Genomic DNA, 20772 nt, shown 5'->3' with positions numbered 1-20772 from the left:
AGCAGAGGCGTGTCCGAACGAAACAAGGCGACCCGGGGGACCGCCTTGTTCATAGTATTTTCAACACAACACCTCGGACCGGGAACGTATCGCACCCCGTCAGCGGCCGTCAGGCTTCAAGGATGTCATCATCCTCGGCTGCGCCCGGAGGCATGTCGAACTCCAGCCCGTGAGCCGCCCGAATCTTGTCTTCGATCTCAAAGGCAATGCGACTGTTGTCGCGCAGATATTGTTTGGCGTTCTCACGCCCCTGCCCGATCCGTTCGTCGCCATAGCTGAACCATGACCCTGACTTTTCGACCACACCGGCTTTGACACCCAGATCCAGCAATTCGCCCATCTTGCTGATGCCTTCACCATACATGATGTCGAATTCCACCTGCTTGAAGGGGGGTGCAACCTTGTTCTTGACGACCTTGACGCGCGTCTGGTTGCCGACAACTTCGTCCCGGTCCTTGATCGCGCCGATGCGGCGGATATCCAGACGAACCGAGCTGTAGAATTTCAGTGCATTACCGCCGGTGGTGGTTTCGGGGCTGCCGAACATCACGCCGATTTTCATCCTGATCTGGTTGATGAAGATCACCATGCAGTTCGAGCGGCTGATCGAACCCGTCAGTTTCCGCATCGCCTGGCTCATCAGACGGGCCTGAACGCCAACATTGCTGTCACCCATGTCGCCTTCCAGTTCGGATTTCGGCGTCAGCGCCGCAACCGAATCGACCACGACCATGTTGATCGCGCCCGAGCGCACCAGCGTATCGGTGATCTCCAGCGCCTGCTCTCCGGTATCGGGCTGCGAGATCAGAAGCTCGTCCAGATCAACACCAAGCTTTCGCGCATATTGCGGGTCCAGCGCGTGCTCGGCGTCAACAAAGGCGCAGACGCCGCCGCGTTTCTGCTGTTCCGCAATGCAATGCAGCGTCAGCGTCGTCTTCCCCGAGCTTTCCGGGCCGTAAATCTCAACAATCCGCCCCATTGGCAGACCACCAATTCCCAACGCAATATCCAACCCGAGCGAGCCTGTCGAACTTGCATCGATGTCCTGTTTGGCGCCTTCGCCAAGCTTCATGATAGAGCCTTTGCCGAACTGCCGTTCGATCTGGGCCAGCGCGCTGTCGAGCGCCTTTTGCTTATCTGCGTTTTTCTTGTCGCTCATTGTCAGAAGATCCGCCATTGTCCTGTCGCCTTCCCTTTTGTCACACCCTTGATCGGGCGGCAATCGCTGCTTTGTTCGCCTCTTGTTCCTTATGGGACCAAAAGAAGAACATTTCAATAAAAACTTACGGGATTTAGTCTTCAGCAATTGTATTAAGAAGTCCTTTACGACAATCTGCGCGCATAGCCGGATGACAATTGGAGCAATTAAATGCTTGTTTTCTATGAGGAACGCCTTGCCTTCCTTGCCGTTCCGAAAACCGGCAGCACGGCTTATCACACGGCGTTGCGGGATCGCGCTGATATCGTCGTCACTCATCCTCCCGAGCTCAAACATGCTCCGGTGCGCAGGTATGATCGGTTCTTCCAGAACATTTTTCGGAAAATGTACGATACCGAGATGGAGATCCTGGCAGTTGTTCGCGAACCCGTTGACTGGCTGGGCAGCTGGTATCGATTTCGCAGCCGCGCCGACCTGATCGGTCACGTCCATTCGACCCGAGACATGAGTTTCGACACGTTTGTGCAGGCCTATATCACAAACCCGCGTCCGGATTTTGCCGATGTTGGTAGCCAAAGCCAGTTTTTCCGTACCCGCAGCAATGGTCGCGGCGCCACGCATATTTTCAAATACGAAAACCAGGACAAAATTCTCGACTTCCTGCAAGCGCGACTGAATATGCAGATCGACCTGCCACGAGAGAATGTATCACCACCGGGTGATCTGACGCTGACGCCCGAAACACGGCAAAAATTTCGCAAAAGACACGTAGAGGAATTCGCGCTCCACGATGCAGCCTTGTAGGGTGCTCAGTTCAGCTGTTGGAAAACCGCCTCGGTCAACTGGGTGAGGGAAAACGGCTTGGGCAGGAAGGTCGAGTTGGCGATCTCGGGTTCTGAATCGCCAAAGGCACCTTCCGTGTAACCGGATACGAAGACCACGCGGGCATCCGGGCGTGATTCCCGAGCTTTACGCACCCAGGTCGGACCATCCATGCCGGGCATGACCACATCCGTTACGAATACGTCGACGTTCAAAGATGGATCCTCCAGAAGCCGCAGAGCTTCCTCGGCCGAATCCGCCTCCAGCACGGTATAGCCCTTGAGACGCAGGGCCCGGGTTGCGAAGGCGCGGACCGGCGCTTCGTCTTCAACCAAAAGCACGACGCCCTCTCCTTGTCGGGCGCTTTCGGTTTCGGGCTGGGCCGGAATGTCCTGTTCAGCCTCTGCCACCGTGGCGCAAACCGGTAGAAAAACGGTGAACTCGGTGCCTCGACCCACCGTGCTGTCGACAAAGATGAAACCGCCCGTCTGCTTGACGATGCCATACGCTGTTGAAAGCCCAAGCCCTGTGCCCTCACCCGTACGCTTTGTCGTATAGAACGGCTCGAAAACCTTTTGCAGTTTGTCGGCAGGTATTCCCACACCGCTGTCCATGACCCTGACCGTAACGTATTCGCCGGGCTGGACGGTCGCCCTGTCCCTGCTGAGCGGTTGCGACAGGTTCAATACCTCGGTCTCGATACGGATCTCGCCCCCGTCTGGCATGGCATCGCGCGCGTTTACGACAAGGTTCATCAACACCTGTTCCAACTGCCGTTTGTCCGCCCGAACCGGCTTTAACACCGGATCATGACTGAGGGTCAGCAGAACTTTTTCGCCCACCAACCGGTTCAACAAGTGAATGAGATCCGAGATCGTGTCGCGCAAATCCAGAACTTCGGGCCTGAGAGTCTGTTTGCGCGAGAATGCCAGAAGCTGGCTGACTAGCGCAGCGGCCCGGTTGGCGTTCTGATTGATCTGAACCAGATCCCCATAATCCGGGTCATTCTGATCGTGACGCAACAACAGCAGGTCGCAATGCCCGGAAATGGCCGTCAGCAGGTTGTTGAAATCATGTGCGACCCCGCCGGCCAATTGACCCACAGCTTGCATTTTCTGCCCTTGGACGAATTGAGCCTCCAGAGTCTTCAACTCGGTCGCATCATTCAGAACCGCGATCAGACAGATCTTGCCATCGACAACGACACGGCTCAGCGTGACCTGTACGAAGACTTCCTTGTCTTTTCGGGTCAACTGAAGAAACTCGGATCGTTGCGCATCTTCTTGCGCGGCCGTCCGCGCCAGCCAATCCAGAATGGGGTGCCCCATACCCCGCATGATGTCGGCTATGTTCGTGCCTTCCAGGCTTTCATTTCCAAGCAACTTATTCGCCAGCCTGTTGGCATTCAGAATGGCCCCCGCCGGAGACAGGGTGAGACCCGGAACCGGAAGATCTGCAAAAGACGTGCTGGCCCCGGGCGCCGGAGTTTCAATGAGCGGCACCAAACCAAGGCTTCGTTCCTTGCTGGATCGGGAAAGCTCCGTCACAGCGACCGGTATCATTCCGTCCTGTGACTTGATAATGTTTGAGGCTCCGACCCGGGGGTCAGCATCACTGAAGACGTCGCGAACCCGACCGGGACGCAGCCCAAGCAACTTTTTCGCCGCCGGATTCGGGCACACCACATCATCCGCGCATCCGATGGTCAGGACCGGCAGGTTGAGAGACTGCCAGCTTTCCTGTTCTGACTGTTGAAACCGCCAGCAAAAAATGTCGGAAGCCAATTGAAACACGGTTACACTGCTTGTGTTTCCCCTGATCACGCAGTCTTCCCGGGCCCGACCGAATGATCGGGCCTGAGATTGCAACCTCAACAAAATCACCTGAGGCGTCGAGAACGTCGAACCGAGGCAGTTTTCAAGGCTGGCTCCTTTCGCCGCGCCGAATTGTTCCCGCGCTGGTGCGTTGGATGCCAGAATGTCGCCATAGGCATTTGCGATCAGGAAAGGTGACTCGTCCTGTTCTGCAAACGCGGCCATGACGGCAGTGGTTTGTTGCGCATGTCTGACGTCGACCTGGCCTTTGATCACGACGCATAGTGCCACAATCAAAAGCGAAGTTCCCGCGACCATCATGCCCATGGTCCAATCCGGTGGCAACAACCCGACCATGGGGGCAATGCTGATCAGTAATGCCACCGCCACCAACGACCATAGACGAGATGCCGAGGGCGTGTGGACAAGAGATGGGTCGCTGAAAAATTCTACTGTGTCAGACATAAAACGGCTCGGGCGCAAAGTTATCGGCTATAACGGCCAAAATTGGTTAATTCCCGCTTAACGGCGTTCGGAAATCAGCAATCTACCCAAGGTTGTTATTTGCCAAAAGCTCAGCGCGTCAAGTGCGACGTAAAGAACCCGTCAGATTCGTGTGTAACGTGCCACGTTTTCCGGAAGGTTTCCCGCCACTGGGAAAAGTGATCCAGAAAATCGTCTATGATCGCGCCGTTTTCATCGTTCATAACCGAACAGGTTGCGTAGGCCAGCCGGCCGCCCGGATGCACCAAAGGCGCAATGTCGGATAAAATACGGGCCTGAATGGTGGTGAGGTCCCGCAAGCGATCCTCGGTCAAGGCCCATTTCCCGGCCGGCGCCCTTCGCCAAGATCCGCTGCCAGAGCACGGCGCATCAACCAAAACAACATCAAACGGATCAACACCTGAAAGGTCATCGGTGTTGAGGATGGTTATCTTTGCGCCTGCTCGTTCCGCCCGCGTCGGAATATCTTTCATGCGGCCGGAATTCACATCATGGGCGTACACTTCGACGCCCTCGTGCGCTGCAAGCGCCAGCGCCTTGCCGCCACCACCCGCGCAATAATCCAGAACGCGCATTCCCGGCCGCAGATCCAGCGCGGCCACAACCGCCTGGCTTGCAGCGTCCTGAAGTTCGACCAGGCCCCGGGCATAGGCCTGGCTTTGGGCAATGCGCCGGGCCCCCTCTGTCACTTCAAGGGCGGTTTGGCATACCTGAACCGGATGGGCGACAATACCCTCGGACTTCAAGGCGTCGATGGCCTCGCCCAGATCGGTTTTTCCCAAGTTGACCCGCAGGTGAACGGGTGCCCGGTTCTGCAATGACATCGCGCAAGGAACCAAGGCATCCTTCAGAGAGTCAACGAACCGAGGCCACAGCCACTCCGGAATGTCATATCTCTCGGCCTCGGACGCGAAATCCCGCGCCGTTTCCGTTTCCTGAACCGGCATCGGAGCGTGACGGTTGCCGGTGAACAACTCGGCCAGATCCCCGCCTGACGCACGGGTCGCACCGATCATCAAACCGCGCCCGGTGTCGGACCCTCCCAACGCAGCGTACGAGCGCTTGCGTCGCAGCGCGTCGAATACGTGATCGCGAATGGCTGCCCGATCCTTGGATCCGGCGAAGCGACTGCGCCGAGCCCAGCCGGTGAGTGCTTTTTCGACCGGCGCGCCAGCCAGAATATCATCCAGAATTTCGATCGAGGCCTGAACACGGGCGGCGGGTGTCATTGTGGAATACCTCGGCGGAAATGGGCCCGGCTGGCCGATCCAAGTGGCAAATAGGCACCAGTATACGGGTGCCATGTGTCTTGCTGGATGGCTTACATGACCCGGTAGTTCGGGCTTTCGCGGGTGATCTGAACATCGTGGACGTGGCTTTCCTTCAGACCAGCGCCTGTAATTTTCACGAAATTGCAGTTCTTGCGCATCTCTTCGATAGTGGCGCAGCCGGTATACCCCATCGCCGCACGCAAGCCGCCAACCAGCTGGTGGATCACGGCACTGGCCGAGCCTTTGTAGGGCACCTGCCCTTCGATGCCTTCGGGCACCAGTTTGTCATTGGCTGCATCTTTCTGGAAATAGCGGTCGGCTGAACCGCGCGCCATTGCACCCAGGCTGCCCATCCCGCGATAGGATTTGAACGAACGGCCCTGATACAGGATCACCTCGCCCGGGCTTTCGTCGGTGCCCGCAATCATCGACCCGACCATGGCGCAGGACGCCCCGGCCGCGATCGCCTTTGCAAAGTCACCCGAGAACTTGATGCCACCATCCGCGATGACCGGAACGTCGCCCGCTGCCGCCGCACAATCGCTGATCGCGGTCAACTGCGGGACGCCAACCCCCGCCACCATCCGTGTGGTACAGATCGATCCCGGGCCGATGCCCACCTTGATCGCGTCGGCACCAGCATCGATCAGGGCTTTGGTCGCTTCTCCTGTTGCAACGTTCCCGGCAATGATCTGAACCTCGTTCGACAGGGTCTTGACCCGCTTTACAGCGTCCAGCACGCCCTGAGAATGACCATGCGCCGTATCGACGACGATGATGTCGACACCCGAATCCACCAATTGCTCGGATCGTTCGAACCCGGCATCCCCGACTGACGTCGCCGCAGCGACCCGCAGGCGACCCAGGCGGTCCTTGCAGGCGGTTGGGTTCAAAACGGCCTGCTCTGTATCCTTAAGCGTCAGTAGACCGGTCAGCTTGCCGCCACCATCCACGACCAGCAGCTTTTCGATACGGCGCGCCCGCATCAGGCTTTTGGCTTCTTCCAGATCGGCCGGTTCCTGCAGCATCGCCAGGTTTTCCGAAGTCATCATCGCGTGTACCGGCGTATCGTCCGAGTTCGCAAAGCGCATGTCGCGGTTGGTCAGAATACCCACCACGCGGCCCTGCTCGTCGACAACCGGAAAACCGGTGAAGTTGTAGCGCTGTACCAGCGCGTTGGCGTCCGCCAATGTCTGATCCACCCGCAATGTCACCGGGTTATAGACAATACCGGACTCAAACCGCTTGACCCGGCGGACTTCGCGGGCCTGTTCTTCCACCGAAAGGTTCTTGTGTACCACACCGATGCCGCCCGCCTGAGCCATGGCAATGGCCATGCGCGCCTCGGTCACGGTGTCCATGGCCGAACTCAGCAATGGGATGTTCATGGTGATTTCGCGCGTCACACGCGTGGTCGTATCCGCCGTTGCCGGCAGCACGGAAGATGCGCCCGGAACCAGGAGAACGTCGTCAAAGGTAAGTGCCTCACGAATCTGCATCTGAATACCCCATGCAAAAGCCCGTTTGGCGGTGACCCTATTACATGGATTGAACCAAAGGAAAAGCCCTTGGGGGCAACTCTTTGGCTCTGGTTGTCGTTGCAGTGGAAGAAAACGACGCTCGTTGTGCAGATCGTGCCGCAGATGGTCTTTCCCTTTTCGCGCAAACCCATATCTTGCCCGGCATACGCGCGAATATGAAAAGGTATGTCACTGATGACCACCGACCCTCTTGTCGTCTTTACCCCTTCCGGCAAACGCGGGCACTTCCCCGTCGGCACCCCAATTCTGACGGCAGCCCGTCAATTGGGGGTGGATCTGGATTCGGTCTGCGGGGGCCGCGGCATCTGTTCAAAGTGCCAGATCACACCCAGCTATGGTGAATTTCCCAAGCACGGCGTCACGGTGTCAGAGGATGCGTTAAGCGAATGGAACGCCGTCGAACAGCGTTATGAGGACAAACGTGGTCTGAAACCGGGCCGCCGTCTGGGCTGTCAGGCCTCGGTTCAGGGCGACGTGGTGATCGACGTACCGCCGGAAAGCCAGGTGCACCGGCAGGTCGTGCGCAAGGCGGCAGCCGCGCGTGCCATCACGATGGATCCGGCCACGCGCCTTTTCTTCGTTGTGGTGGAAGAACCCGACATGCATTCGCCCACCGGCGATCTGGAACGGCTCGAGCGCGCGTTGCGCGAACAGTGGGACATCGAAGCCGTCACGGCGGACCTGACACTGATGTCCAAACTTCAACCGGTTCTGCGCAAGGGTAAATGGGAAGTCACCGTGGCGGTCCACAAAGGTCACAAGGACAGCGTGGCGCGTATCGTCGAAATCTGGCCCGGCCTGCATGAAGGCGGGCTGTATGGTCTGGCCATCGACCTCGGATCGACCACCATCGCCGCGCATCTGACCGATCTGGAAACCGGCGAGGTCAAGGCATCCTCCGGCCTCATGAATCCCCAGATCCGGTTCGGCGAAGACCTGATGAGCCGTGTTTCGTATTCCATGATGAACCCCGGCGGCGATCAAGAGATGACCAAGGCAGTGCGCGAGGCAATCAATGACCTGGCCACGTCGATTGCCGAAGAGGCAGGCATCGATGCCTCTCTGATCGTGGAAACTGTGTTCGTCTGCAACCCGGTTATGCATCACTTGCTGCTGGGGCTGGACCCGGTTGAACTGGGTCAGGCCCCGTTTGCGTTGGCAACGTCGGAAAGCATGTCCCTGCCCGCCCGCGACATGGATCTGACAACCATGAACCCACGCGCGCAGGTCTATATCCTGCCCTGTATCGCAGGCCATGTGGGCGCGGACTGCGCGGCGGTGGCCCTGTCTGAAGAACCCGGAAAGTCGCAGGATCTGGTTCTGATCGTCGACGTGGGCACCAACGCCGAAATCCTGCTTGGCAATACCAGCCGCGTGCTCGCCTGCTCCTCGCCCACCGGGCCTGCTTTCGAAGGCGCTCAGATCAGTTCAGGCCAGCGCGCCGCACCCGGGGCGATCGAGAGAATTGAGATCGACCCTGTCACCAAGGAACCCCGGTTCCGCGTCATCGGGTCTGAAAAATGGTCCGACGAAGAGGGCTTTGATCAGGAAATCGCCACGACCGGGATCACAGGCATCTGCGGATCCGGTATCATCGAAGCAGTGGCCGAGATGCGTATCGCAGGCCTGCTGGACGAAGGCGGCCTGATCGGATCGGCGGAACAGACCGGCACTGCACGCTGCGTGCCCGAAGGTCGCACACACGCCTATCTGATCCACGATGCCAGCGCCGAAGGCGGCCCCCGCATCACGGTCACGCAGGGTGACATCCGTGCCATTCAGCTTGCGAAATCCGCATTGTACGCAGGTGCACGCCTGCTGATGGACGAAATGAAGGTCGAAAAAGTGGATCGCGTGGTTCTGGCCGGTGCGTTCGGCGCGCATATCTCGACCAAACACGCCATGGTGCTGGGAATGATTCCCGATGCGCCGCTGGAAAAAGTCTCGAGCGCGGGCAACGCCGCAGGCACCGGCGCACGTATCGCGCTGTGCAATATCGGATCGCGCGCCGAGATCGAGCGCGTCGTGCGCGAGATCACCAAGATCGAAACCGCCATTGAGCCGAAGTTTCAGGATCATTTCGTGGCCGCCAATGCGATCCCGCACAAGACGGATCCGTTTCCGGAACTGGCCCAGGTTGTCACACTGCCCAACCCAAGCTTCAACACCGGCGGCGAAACCGAAGCAGGCGGCGGGCGGCGTCGCAGGCGCCGCGGTTAAACCGACAGTTCAATGCCCCGTGGGAAACCTCGGGTCATTGCCGTCACCCACATCAGGCGTTGCGTCGGACCTCGTCCAGCGACGTGACGCCCAGCTGGGCCATGGCGATGCTGATTTCTTCGCTGAGTACCGACCATAGCTGCGCCAGACCCTTTTCGCCTTCGGCCGCAATTGCAAACTGAAGGATACGGCCGAAAAAGGCAAAGTCCGCCCCGTTCGCAAGTGCCTTGAGGACGTCTTCACCAGAACGCAGCCCGCTGTCGTAGAAAAGCGGAAAATCCGGACCGACGGCCTTGCGTATCTCGGGCAGAACCGTGATTGGCGCGGGCGCACTTTCCAACTGGCGCGCACCATGGCTTGAGACCTGAATGGCGTCCACGCCCGCTGACTTGAGCCTTTGCGCGTCGTCTGCATCCAATACGCCTTTGACCACCAGTTTTCCGGTCCACTGGTCGCGCAGACGGGCCAATGTCTCCCACGTGGCCTTGGCGCGGCTTTCGGTGCGGTCGAAGTCGTAGCCATCCATCCGGAAATTCGCCATTTCCGGCTTGCCTTTCAGCAGGACCGGCAAGGACCACCGGGGGTGCAGGGCAAAATCCATCACCTGCTTTGGCCCCATTTTGAAAGGCATCTTGAACCCATGACGCAACTCGCGCGGGCGTCGGCCAACCTCGGGCACATCCACGGTCAGCACCAGTGTCTCGTACCCCGCTGCCTTGGCGCGATCGACCAACTTGAACGTGCCGCTGCCATCGCCGCTGAAATACAGCTGGAACCAGGCATGGCCTTCCGCTTCGACGATCAGATCCTCCATCGCGGTCGAGGCCACAGTCGAAACCCCAAGCGGCACCTCGTGGCGTGCCGCGATGCGGGCCAGCATCAAGTCGGCACCCGGCGCGGACAAATTGCACATGCCCATCGGCGCGATACCAAACGGGCGTTTCGCGGGCCGGTCGAACAGCGAACTTGCCAGAGATCTTTCACTGACGTCGCGCAGGATACGCGGGCGCAAAGTCATTGCATCCAAAGCGGACCGATTGCGACCGGCTCCCATCTCGGCCCCGGCTGCACCATCAATATAGTCGAACACCATCCACGGAAGACGCCGCCGCGCCAGGCGGCGGGCGTCCTCGGCGCTGTGGATGGCGCTTGTGCCCATCAGGCCTGAACGGCCTTCATGAAGCGGTCGCGGATGACCACTGGATCCATCGTGATCGGCGGCATCTTGGCATTGCCGCTTTCGCATTTGCTGACGATGATGGTCATCTGTTTGGCATCCAGCGCCTCTTGCAGTACGCGCCCGGTGTCTTCGGCGGCACATTCGATCACGCGCTCACACCCGGCGGCCTCGGCCATTTTCGCAAGCGAGGTTTTCTGCCCCGCATAGGTCGGCTGATCGCCGGTCGAGCCGTACGAGCCATTGTCCACGATCAGCAAGATGTAATTGTCCGCCACGTTGTTGGCGATCGTTGGCAGGGTGCCCAGATTGGTCAGGATCGAGCCGTCGCCGTCGATGACGATCACCGGCTTCGGCTGTGACAGCGCCAACCCCAGACCGATCGAGGACGCAAGCCCCATGGTGCCAAGCATGTAGAAGTTGGTTGGCTGGTCGTCGATGGCATGCAGTTCCTGGCTGGGGATGCCGATGTTGCAGACAACCAGTTGATCACGCAGGATCGGGGCGATTTCCTTCAGGATTTCAGAACGGATCATTGGTCGCCATAGCCTCCCCAGAAATTGGCGTCGGTCAGGATGGCGACCGGCTTGTTGCACATGAAGGTATATTTCAGGATCGCGTCGAGCTCTTCGACGTCGGCCTGATGGTGGAAGTGGTAGGTGGGGACGTTCAGCTGAGCCAGCAGCGCCTTGGTGTGAACCGCCATTTCAACCTGGCAGGCAATCGGTTCGCGCAGTTCCCCCCGGTACGATATCAGCATCGGCAGCGGCATCCGGTAATACTGGATCAGCGTCGCCAGCGTATTGATCGTCACGCCAATGGCTGTGTTCTGCATGATGATCGCGGGCCGCTTGCCGCCCATCCACGCCCCTGCACACAGGCCCATCCCTTCGTCTTCCTTGTTGGACGGGATGTGATAGATGCCTTCGCGCTCGTCGATTTCCGCGATGACACCTGCCAATTGCTTGCACGGGACAGTGGTGACAAACGAGATATCGTTGGCCAGCAGATCGTCGGTGATCTTTTTGTCTATGTTCATGATCCAGCTTTTGGTCCTGTTTGGGGCGCTAGACGCGCGATTGAGGAATTCAGGCCCTTCGGTGCACGTGTACGGCACAGGGGGCATGGCGGACGACGCGCGAAGCGGTCGATCCCAGGAAGTAGTCGCTCAGGTCCGGCTTGTGCGAGCCGATCACGATACAGTCGACATTCTTGCTGCTGGCATAGTCGATGATTGACCGCGCGGTATGGCCTTTGACGATTTCGGCCCTCACCCCTTCAAGCCCTTCGACTTTTTGCAACAGTTGCAAACGGGCCCGTTCGAACCCTTCGGCGACAACCGATTTGTCCAGATAGGCGCTGACCGATCCCTGAGGCATCTCGTAGACATGCAGCGCAATTATTTCTGCGCCCTCTCCTGACAAGGCCCGTGCGATTTCCAGCGTGTGTTGCGATATGCCGTGATCCAAAGCTAACGGGACCAGTATTTTCGTGTACATGAAGGTCTCCAGTTCTGTCAGTTCTATCCCCAGGGTCTCAGGATAATCTTCGGTGCGGCCACGGCGCCAGACCGGATATCGCAAAACGCTTGCGCTCCGTCGGCAAGGGCGCGTTCTTCTATCCAGTCCAGAGCCCCCAGCCGCCCGTCAAAGATCGCCTGAGCCGTCTGACGAAAGTCTTTGGCGGTGTATGTGTAAGTCCCTATGAATGTGATTTCCTGCAAGGTCATCCGGCGAACATCCAGACCACCGGTATCCTCACCCAAACCCACATGCGCGATCACGCCGCCCGGTTCGGCCTTGGCCGAGGCAACCGACCGCGTCGCAGCGTAACCCACGGCATCTATGACCAACGGGTAAGTCCCTTTGGCTGACTCCACCAGCGCAAAGCTTTCGATTTTCGCCAGGTAGTTGCGACGCAGCTGGTTTGGTTCCGCGATGGTCACATCGTCAACGCCCATTGCCCGCAAGACCAATGCCGCCGCAAGGCCGATGGCCCCGCCGCCGATCACCAGTGCGCGACGGTCCATTGCAGGATGCAGAGCCTCGATCCCCAACCGGACCGTATGCCAGCTGACGGCAAGCGGTTCCGCCAGCGCGGCTTTGGCAAACGAAACATCCTCAGGTACTTCAACAAGGTTGCTGGCAGGCATTGTAACGTATTGAGCAAACGCCCCTTCGCGCGGAGGCATCGAGATGATCTGGCGATCCGGGCACAGGTTTTCCCGGCCGGCAAGGCAGGCTGCGCATTGCCCGCAGCTTACCAGCGGATTGATCGTGACACGATCACCGGCACGTATCCCGTCAACAATCACACCGGCCGCCTCGTGCCCCAGGATCAGCGGAGCCGGACGGCGGGCATCATGGCCCAGATAGGCGTGCATGTCCGAGCCGCAGATGCCGACCGCTTCGATCCGGATCAAATGCTCCGACGGACCGGCCTCGGCATCCGGCACATCACCGAACACCATCTGTTCCACTCCTTGGTAAACCAGTGCCTTCATTTGGCTGTGAACCCTCCATCAACCATAAGAACCTGCCCCGTGACATAGCCGGACGCGTTCGAGCACAAAAACAGGATCGGCCCGTCGATATCCTGCATCCGCCCATTGCGCCCTATGCAGGTTTGAGCGGCGTTGCGTTCCGCGCGCTGGGGGTCGTCAAACACGGCCTGGGTCAGCTCGGTCGGAAAGAACCCCGGACCGATTGCGTTGGCGGTAATGCCAAATGGCGACCAGGCTTCGGCCATGGCACGGGTCAATTGCGCGATCCCGGCCTTGGTGGCCCCATAGGCAATGCCGCCCGGAAAGGCCCGCGTCGTTTGCAGCGAGGCGAAATTGACGATGCGCCCCCACCCCTTTTTCTTCATTTCAGGCACCATCGCCTGGCTGAGGAAAAACGGCGCGCTGAGGTTTAGGGCAAGCGTGGCATCCCAGCCATCAGGTGTCACCTCGTCAGCGGGCTCACGCGTGTTGACCCCGGCCGCGTGCACCAGAATATCCGGTGCGCCGAACTTGGAATTGATCACCTGCACCAGCCCGCCGATTCCGGCTCGATCCGCGACATCAGCAACAACGGCTTCTGCGTGTTCGCCGATTTCAGCCTGCATCTGCGCCAAAGCGTCGCCGCGCCGCGCCACGCCGACAACACGCGCGCCGGCCGCGGCAAGTGTCCGCGCCACCTGCCGCCCCAGCCCCGAACTGGCGCCGGTGATACAAGCCACCCGGCCCGTCAGGTCAAACAATGTGCGCGGGTCATCCATCAGCGGTCAGATCGAACTGTTCATCCGGGAAATACTTGGCCAGACGCACATCCGCTGCGCGAGCGTGACCTTCCATACCTTCCAGTCGGGAAATCCGTGCGGTAGCTTCTGCGATCGACTTCGATCCTTCACGTGTAGCCCGCTGCCATGTGACGATCTTCATGTATTTGTGAACACTCAAACCACCGGTGTAACTGGCCGCACCCGAAGTCGGCAGAACATGGTTCGTTCCGGTTGCCTTGTCCCCGTAGGACACGGTGGTTTCCTCACCCAGGAACAGCGAACCATAGCAGGTCAAGCGATCCAGCCACCAATCCAGATCCTCGGCCTGAACCGTCAGGTGCTCGGGCGCATATTCATCGGAACAGGCGGCCATCTCTTCGCGGTCGGAACAGACAATGACTTCGGCATAGTCGCGCCACGCGGCCGAGGCGTTTTCCCGGTTCAGCTCTGGCAGATCATCGATCAAAACCGGAACCAGCTCCATGACTTTCTGCGCAAGGTCGCGATCATCCGTCACCAGCCAGACGGGCGAATTGTACCCGTGCTCGGCCTGACTGACCAGATCGGTTGCCACCACGTGGGCGTCCGCGGAACTATCGGCAAGGATCAGGCTGTCGGTCGGACCCGCAATCATGTCGATACCAACCTTGCCGTACAGGATGCGTTTGGCCTCGGCCACGAACTGGTTTCCCGGCCCCACAAGGATATTGGCGCGCGGCAAACCGAACAAACCATAGGTCATGGCGGCCACGCCCTGCACACCGCCCATGGCCAGAATGCTGTCGGCTCCGCAAATATGCGCGGCATAGACAATCGCTGGCGCCACGCCCTCGCCCGGACGGGGCGGAGAACAGGCCGTGATATGGCGGCACCCGGCGACCTTGGCCGTTGTCACTGTCATGATCGCGCTGGCGATATGGCTGTAGCGCCCACCGGGAACATAGCATCCTGCTGCATCCACCGGGATCGCCTTTTGCCCCGCAACAAAACCGGGAACGATCTCCATCTGTACGTCCGACACGGTGGCCTTCTGCGTCTCGGCAAAGCGACGGACGTTGTCGTGAGCAAAGCGTATATCGGCCTTCAGTTTTTCCGGCACCTGCACGATGGCCGCATCAATCTCGTCCTGCGTCATCAGGACATTTCCTTCGTATTTGTCGAACTTGAGGGCATATTCCAGTGCTTTGTCGTCGCCACCCGCCTCGATGTCGGCAAGGATGGTCTTGACCGTATCATGCACCTCAGAGGCATGCGATTGAGCGGTTAGAGTCGCCTTTTTCAAATATTCACGAGGCATGTTCAGCAGGTCCTATTGGTAGATTTCAGGAAGCAGGGTGGTCGACACAGCAGGCACGTAGGCGATCAGGATCACCACGATAAGCATGGTCAGTACGAAAGGAACGGCCCGGGCGGCAATCTTCAGAATGGACTCACCGGTAATGCCAGATACGACGAACAGGTTCAGTCCCAGCGGCGGCGTGATAAAGCCCACACCCAACGCGGTGATCATCATGATGCAGAACTGAATCTCGTTCATGCCGATATTGTCGGCCAGCGGTTTTAGGATTGGTGCCAGGATCACGATGTTCGGCGTTGTCTCCATCACGCAGCCTGCTGCGATAAGGATGCCGATCATCAGCAAGATCAACAGATAGGGATCATCGGTCAGCGACGTGACCGAGGCCACGAACCCCTGCGGGACACCCATGATCGCAAGTGCTTCGGCCAAAGGTGCCGAGAAGGCGATGATCGGCAGGATGACTCCGTTCACCTTGGCCGAACTGACCAGCATCGATGGAAAATCTGCCAGCGTCAGGGTGCGCAGGATAAAACCCATGATTATAGTGACGACAACGGCCGTTGCGCCGGCTTCAGTCGGGGTCAGGCGACCTGAGAAGATGCCGTAGAAGATGATCCCCGGCACAATGAACGCGTACCAGCCCGATTTCAGCGCCTTGCCCAGATTGGCCAGCCATTCCCCCATGGTCATCATGCCGCCGCCCTCATAGGCATAAAGGCGGTTCATGATGATGTTGGTGATCAGGATCGACACCAGGATGGCCAGACCCGGGATCAAGGCTGCAAGGAACAGGGTCGAGGCGGAAATACCCAGCACGAGGCCGATGATGATATAGGCGATCGAAGGCGGGATCAGGATGCCGGTACAGGCACCAGCCGCAACCAGAGCACAGGCATAGGGGCGCGGATATCCGCTTTCCACCAGCCGGTTGATGGTCATGCGACCCACCGCAGCCGCCCCGGCAGCATCCGACCCTGAAATCGCAGCAAACATGCCGCAGACCAGAACCGTGGCCGACCCGAACCCGCCCTTGGCAAAGCATGTCAGCGCCTCGGCCACGTCCAGGAATTTGCGCGACAGACCGGTCCGCACCAGAACGTCTCCGGTCAGAATGAACAACGGAACAGCGGTCAGGGCAAATGCGTCGATACCTGTGAACAGGCTTTCTCCGACCAGGCTGAGGGGCAGATCACCGGACATGATCAGCATCACGATCGCCGCTGTGCCAATGGCGGCCCAAACGGGCACGGCCAAGGCGATCAGGCCTACGAACAGGATCACCGGCAGGTAAAAATCCCAGCCCAGTTCAACGGTTTGATTGAGGGAATTCCAAAGCATTCGTGTTCTCCTCAGTCAAACAGCTTGTCGCCTTCGAAGACGGGGGTGCCGTCCCGAAGCGATTTCACGTCACGCAGGAAAGATTGGATCAGCCGCCATATCATCAAGGCGAATCCGGCGGGCACCGCCATAAGGAACCAGACTTTCGAGACCCGAAGCCCATCCGTGACCGAGCCGAACTTGGCCGAGACGTGAACCGCCTCATACGACCAGTAGAGCGCGATGATCGCCACGCCGAACATCACGAGATCGCCGAAAATATACAGCACCGCCTTGGGGCGTGGTCCGATGTAATGCATGATCACATCGATCCGGATATGCGCCCGCTCTTTCACCGCAGCCGCGGCACCGATCCAGGCCAGATAGATGAAGGAATACCGAACGATTTCCTCGCCCCAGATCGACGAATAAGCAAAAATCTCGCGCCGCAGCACTTCGATGGCCATGGTAATCACCAGCATCACGTAGAACACCAGCAGCAACCAGCGCTCTGCGTTTCGGTCAATGTTTTGAAGAATGGTCATCTGATCCTCCGGCGCAGGGACAGCCTGACCCGCGCCTGACGTGGCGGGTTGTTGCCGGGCTGACTGAAAGTAAAGTTCGTGGACGCCTGTCTGGCGCCCACGGCTTGGGCCTTAGGCGTCGTGGACGTAGTATTTGCCCTGCGTACCGGCGGCTTCGACCAGCTTTTCGAAGTTTTCCATCGATCCGGCCAGTTCTGTCTTGAACGGATCCCAATCGGCGTTCTGATACCCGCCGGCATCCTGCCATTCCGCCAGTTGGTCGTCACTGAGCGAGTGGAACTGCACCCCAGCCTTGTTCAGCTCTGCCATGGCATAGGCGCGGGCCGACGGAACCTTGGACAGGTTCTGATGGCTGGTCATTTCCGACCCCCACATGATGCCTTCCTGCACATCAGCCGGCATCGAGTTGAACCATTCCAGGTTGCAGGAATAAACCTGGCTGTCCGGCACCGCCTGCGTGAAGGTCACATGGCTGAGTATGTCCTTGAACCCAAAGACATAGAGCGCGCCAACCGAAGGATCGAGCGCATCCGCAACGCCCTGCTTGATGGCCGAGGGGGTCTCGCCCCAGGCAACGGGTGTCGGGTTGGCGCCGACCATCCGGTAGTATTGTTGCAGCATCTTCGATCCCGGCACGCGGAACTTGATCCCGCTCATATCACCGGGTGTGAGCACGGCATTGCCGCCCTGACGAACCGCAACCACCCGCGGGTCGATGTTCACATAGAACAGAGCCTTGAACCCTGCCGCTTCGACCTTGGGGTGAACCTCACTTTTCCATGTGTCCGAATGGACGAGGTTGGTGAAACGCTGGTTCGAGCCACACAGGTACGGCATGTTGATCAGGTCGACTGTCGACGCGAACGGCGCGAAATTCGACAGCGAATGCTGCGCGGCCTGGATGGTACCGCCCTGCACTTTCTGCACCAGCGCGCCGCCTGCACCAAGCTGACCGCCGGGGGCCAGTTTGACATAGACCTTGCCGTTGGTGGCGTTCTGAATGTTTTCCTTTAGGTCCAGCTGCATGATCGGATAGCTGCGCGACGCGCCAAGCACATAAGCCGTGGCCACCGTCATCACGTGATCTGCGGCCTTTTCACGCTCGCTCTCTTCCTTCGCGGTCTGCGCGGCGGCCTCGGAAGACCACAAAACGCCCCCTGCCCCAGCGACCAATGCGGCTGTGAATGCGCCACTGGCGCTCAGTTTCAGAAAATTGCGGCGCTCGGCCGATGCCAGTTCGGTCTTGTCGGTTTTCATCAATTGCCCTCCCAAGCAAAAGTTCAGCTGCCGTCTTGTGCGTCCCGGTCAGCTTCCTTTTTCAGAATTGCGACAACGAACAGGATCGAAGCCGCGAACAGAACCAACATCTCTCCAACGTCGCCAAGAAACGCGCTGCTCGCAAAAGCACCCAAAGCGACATTTGCGAAATAGATCGCAAAAACGATGACTGATGCAGCGAGATACATTTCCGGGACTCCCTTCAGAATCGGCTCAGATACCTTTGTAAGCGCTTACATCACAAATGCAAGCGCTTACATAAACGCTTTCATCCCTGGAAAAATGCGACTAACTTAGGCGAACCGGAATTGAGAGTTCGAGAATGTCAAAACATCGGTCCGCACCGACGCTGGATGACGTTGCCAAGGCAGCAGGCGTTTCAACTGCCACCGTGTCACGGTGCCTGAACACCCCGCAACAGGTGGTCGAGGCAACGCGGAAACGTGTTCTGTCTGCCGTAGACACCCTTGGCTACACGCCGAACTTTGCGGCCCGAGTGATGGCTGCACGGCGTTCTTTCACGATAGGTGCGATAATTCCAACGATGGAAAATGCAATCTTTGCAAGGGGGTTGCAGGCGTTTCAAGAGGAGATCCACAAACAGGGCTACACCTTGCTGGTCTCCAGCTCGGCCTACCAGCCGGCCGCAGAAGAAGATCAGATCCGAACGCTGGTTGCACGGGGCGTGGACGGAATGTTGCTGATCGGGCATGACCGGGACGTACAAATCTACGACTATCTCGAAAAGCGAAAAGTGCCGGCCCTTGTAGCGTGGTCTTTCCTGCCAGACGAACCAATACCGTCCGTCGGGTTTGACAACAGGCGAGCGATGGAGGCTTTGACAAGCAAGATCATCGAATTGGGCCACACACGCCTGGCAACGATTTCAGGCATCAGCAAGGGCAACGACCGTGCGCGTCTTAGGATCCAGGGGATAAAAGACGCGATGTCCCGACATGGACTGTCGCAGGATGAACTGGCCGTGATCGAAACCTCGTACGAGATTGAAAACGGCGCCGATGCGTTCAAGCGCCTCATGTCGAATGACAACCCGCCGACCGCGGTGTTGTGCGGCAACGACGTTCTGGCCGTCGGTGCGGTACGGCAAGCTCAGCAGATGGGACTTCGGGTGCCCGAAGATGTATCGATCACCGGATTTGATGATATCGAGCTAGCGCGCATTGTCGCCCCTGCGCTGACAACTGTCCATGTTCCTCATCGTGACATGGGACGCAAGGCTGCTCAGGCGCTGATTCAGATGATCGAATCCAACGCACCGGGCAAATCTGTTGAACTGCCGACGCACATCGTTGGCAGAGAGTCCTTGCTTGGCCTCAACAGCTAGAACCGGCTTTGCAAGCCCGTTGAGCAGATCCGTGGAAACACGTGCCAGTAAGGCCCATGAAGGTGGCATCAAAGCCACGCAGCGTCACCTTTTTTGATGAAACAACAACGCCTTACAGTCCGGTTTTGGAGCGGGTAGCGGGAATCGAACCCGCGCGTTCAGCTTGGGAAGCTGACAGGCTACCATTACATCATACCCGCCGTGTCAGATGAAATAACACCAGAACATCCGGACGTTCAACCCGGATCGTAACCAACCTTTTTCGGGTTCTTACTCGGTTCGGGCCCGCAGGCTGTCAATCAGGGACTGGTCGACAGCCAAGGTCTTGCCCGCTGCTTCCAAAGTACGGCGATCCAGATGCTGGGGGTTCAGATCAACGCCTTCCGAAAACGCCTCGACAATGGCCTTCATGGCCGTAATCCTGGCATATTTCTTGTTGTTGGACGGGATCACGTGCCAAGGCGCAACTTCCGTAGATGTCCGTGCCAGCATTTCATCCACGGCCACCTCTGCGACATCCCATTTTTCGCGGTTTCTGAAATCTTCATAAGTCAGCTTCCAGCGTTTCATCGGGTTGGTCAGCCGTTCGGTAAATCGGCGCATCTGCTCTTCCTGTGAAATGTGGAAGAACAGTTTCACGATTCGAGTCCCGTCATCGACCAGCATTCGTTCGAAATCATTGATTTCCTGATACGCGGCCCGCCAGCGTGTTTCCGGGGTCAGCTTTTCGATCCGCTCAACCAAAACTCGGCCATACCAGCTGCGGTCGAAAGCGGAAATCGCACCCGAAGGCGGCAGGCGTTCCCAGAAACGCAACAGATAATGCCGGTTGAGATAGTAGTTCCGGGGCGCACCGATCGGCCAAACCTTGAAGCTGCGCGGGTCCAGGGCCTGACTAATCCGGCGAATGGTCCCCCCTTTTCCGGCAGCGTCCCACCCTTCGAAAACCAACACGCCCTTGAGCCCGTGAAACAGATAAGCTTGCTGAATTCTCGCCAATCGTGTCTGCAACTTGATCAGCTGATCGAAGTAGACCTTTTTGTTCAGTTTCCTGGTCAGATCCGCATCTGAGAGTTTTGGGGGGTGATGTTTGCTCATGCTGCCACCTGATCAATGCATCCTGGATCAGGGTATTTTGAAACCTTCTGCAAATTCGACATTGATCAGGGTCAAATGCAAAAGGCCGGGCGCTGAGCCCGGCCTTTGCAGTCTGTG

Annotated in this window: 19 protein-coding genes and 1 tRNA gene; 3 read left to right on the top strand and 17 right to left on the bottom strand. The window is 58.6% G+C overall.

The window, feature by feature from the left end; translation table 11 throughout:
• Positions 1–109: 109 nt before the first annotated feature.
• On the bottom strand, positions 110–1177 hold the full coding sequence (recA, locus tag I9184_RS04880) for a recombinase RecA (RefSeq protein ID WP_209833085.1): 1068 nt from the start codon (positions 1175–1177) through the stop codon (positions 110–112).
• A 192-nt stretch (positions 1178–1369) separates the two neighbouring features.
• Between recA and I9184_RS04875 the strand changes: the two genes are divergently transcribed.
• On the top strand, positions 1370–1963 hold the full coding sequence (locus tag I9184_RS04875; protein WP_209833083.1) for a sulfotransferase family 2 domain-containing protein: 594 nt from the start codon (positions 1370–1372) through the stop codon (positions 1961–1963).
• 5 nt (positions 1964–1968) lie between these two features.
• Here I9184_RS04875 and I9184_RS04870 read toward each other — a convergent pair whose 3' ends face one another.
• The 3 genes from I9184_RS04870 to guaB all read right to left on the bottom strand — a co-directional run bounded on the left by I9184_RS04870 (position 1969) and on the right by guaB (position 7069).
• Entirely contained in the window at positions 1969–4260 is a 2292-nt protein-coding gene (locus tag I9184_RS04870; protein WP_209833080.1) for an ATP-binding protein, read from the bottom strand.
• Positions 4261–4370: 110 nt separating this feature from the next.
• On the bottom strand, positions 4371–5528 hold the full coding sequence (locus I9184_RS04865) for an RsmB/NOP family class I SAM-dependent RNA methyltransferase (RefSeq protein ID WP_209833078.1): 1158 nt from the start codon (positions 5526–5528) through the stop codon (positions 4371–4373).
• A 92-nt stretch (positions 5529–5620) separates the two neighbouring features.
• On the bottom strand, positions 5621–7069 hold the full coding sequence (gene guaB / locus I9184_RS04860; protein ID WP_171632362.1) for an IMP dehydrogenase: 1449 nt from the start codon (positions 7067–7069) through the stop codon (positions 5621–5623).
• A gap of 216 nt (positions 7070–7285) precedes the next feature.
• On the opposite strand from guaB, the gene I9184_RS04855 reads away from it, so the two are divergent.
• A complete protein-coding gene (locus I9184_RS04855; protein WP_209833712.1) occupies positions 7286–9331 on the top strand; it encodes an ASKHA domain-containing protein in 2046 nt (681 codons plus the stop codon).
• 52 nt (positions 9332–9383) lie between these two features.
• On the opposite strand, the gene I9184_RS04850 is transcribed toward I9184_RS04855, so the two are convergent.
• The 11 genes from I9184_RS04850 to I9184_RS04800 form a co-directional block, all read right to left on the bottom strand.
• A complete protein-coding gene (locus I9184_RS04850; RefSeq protein ID WP_209833077.1) occupies positions 9384–10490 on the bottom strand; it encodes an alpha-hydroxy acid oxidase in 1107 nt (368 codons plus the stop codon).
• Positions 10490–11044, bottom strand: a complete 555-nt coding sequence (gene comE / locus I9184_RS04845; protein WP_171228302.1) for a sulfopyruvate decarboxylase subunit beta — start codon at positions 11042–11044, stop codon at positions 10490–10492. The genes I9184_RS04850 and comE overlap by 1 nt, the downstream gene beginning before the upstream one ends.
• Complete coding sequence (locus I9184_RS04840; RefSeq protein ID WP_209833075.1) at positions 11041–11547, bottom strand: sulfopyruvate decarboxylase subunit alpha; 507 nt, start codon at positions 11545–11547, stop codon at positions 11041–11043. Before I9184_RS04840 ends, comE begins: the two co-directional genes overlap by 4 nt.
• Before the next feature lie 49 nt (positions 11548–11596).
• The gene (locus tag I9184_RS04835; protein WP_171632352.1) at positions 11597–12007 is read right to left on the bottom strand and encodes a universal stress protein; all 411 of its coding nucleotides are present in this window, start codon (positions 12005–12007) and stop codon (positions 11597–11599) included.
• Between the two features lie 23 nt (positions 12008–12030).
• On the bottom strand, positions 12031–13011 hold the full coding sequence (locus tag I9184_RS04830; RefSeq protein WP_209833072.1) for an alcohol dehydrogenase catalytic domain-containing protein: 981 nt from the start codon (positions 13009–13011) through the stop codon (positions 12031–12033).
• Positions 13008–13769, bottom strand: a complete 762-nt coding sequence (locus I9184_RS04825; protein WP_171723241.1) for an SDR family oxidoreductase — start codon at positions 13767–13769, stop codon at positions 13008–13010. The genes I9184_RS04830 and I9184_RS04825 overlap by 4 nt, the downstream gene beginning before the upstream one ends.
• Positions 13762–15069, bottom strand: a complete 1308-nt coding sequence (gene hisD / locus I9184_RS04820) for a histidinol dehydrogenase (protein ID WP_171632344.1) — start codon at positions 15067–15069, stop codon at positions 13762–13764. The genes I9184_RS04825 and hisD overlap by 8 nt, the downstream gene beginning before the upstream one ends.
• Positions 15070–15081: 12 nt before the next feature.
• On the bottom strand, positions 15082–16410 hold the full coding sequence (locus tag I9184_RS04815) for a TRAP transporter large permease (RefSeq protein ID WP_152458037.1): 1329 nt from the start codon (positions 16408–16410) through the stop codon (positions 15082–15084).
• An 11-nt stretch (positions 16411–16421) separates the two neighbouring features.
• On the bottom strand, positions 16422–16934 hold the full coding sequence (locus I9184_RS04810; protein ID WP_171115839.1) for a TRAP transporter small permease: 513 nt from the start codon (positions 16932–16934) through the stop codon (positions 16422–16424).
• Between the two features lie 111 nt (positions 16935–17045).
• The gene (locus I9184_RS04805) at positions 17046–18191 is read right to left on the bottom strand and encodes a TRAP transporter substrate-binding protein (protein ID WP_171632341.1); all 1146 of its coding nucleotides are present in this window, start codon (positions 18189–18191) and stop codon (positions 17046–17048) included.
• Positions 18192–18214: 23 nt separating this feature from the next.
• Positions 18215–18400 carry a hypothetical protein gene (locus I9184_RS04800; RefSeq protein ID WP_171115836.1) on the bottom strand — a complete coding sequence of 62 codons (186 nt, stop codon included), beginning with the start codon at positions 18398–18400 and terminating at the stop codon, positions 18215–18217.
• A gap of 134 nt (positions 18401–18534) precedes the next feature.
• Between I9184_RS04800 and I9184_RS04795 the strand changes: the two genes are divergently transcribed.
• On the top strand, positions 18535–19557 hold the full coding sequence (locus I9184_RS04795) for a LacI family DNA-binding transcriptional regulator (protein ID WP_209833070.1): 1023 nt from the start codon (positions 18535–18537) through the stop codon (positions 19555–19557).
• A gap of 126 nt (positions 19558–19683) precedes the next feature.
• Here I9184_RS04795 and I9184_RS04790 read toward each other — a convergent pair.
• Positions 19684–19757, bottom strand: a tRNA-Gly gene (locus tag I9184_RS04790).
• Positions 19758–19827: 70 nt separating this feature from the next.
• Positions 19828–20655: a polyphosphate kinase gene (locus I9184_RS04785; protein ID WP_171632335.1), complete on the bottom strand. Its 828-nt coding sequence runs from the start codon at positions 20653–20655 to the stop codon at positions 19828–19830.
• Between the last annotated feature and the right edge of the window lie 117 nt (positions 20656–20772).

The sequence above is a fragment of the Ruegeria sp. HKCCE3926 genome (assembly GCF_017872515.1).
In the GTDB taxonomy this organism is placed as follows: Bacteria; Pseudomonadota; Alphaproteobacteria; order Rhodobacterales; family Rhodobacteraceae; genus Ruegeria.
This window is presented reverse-complemented; position numbering and strand designations above follow the sequence as displayed.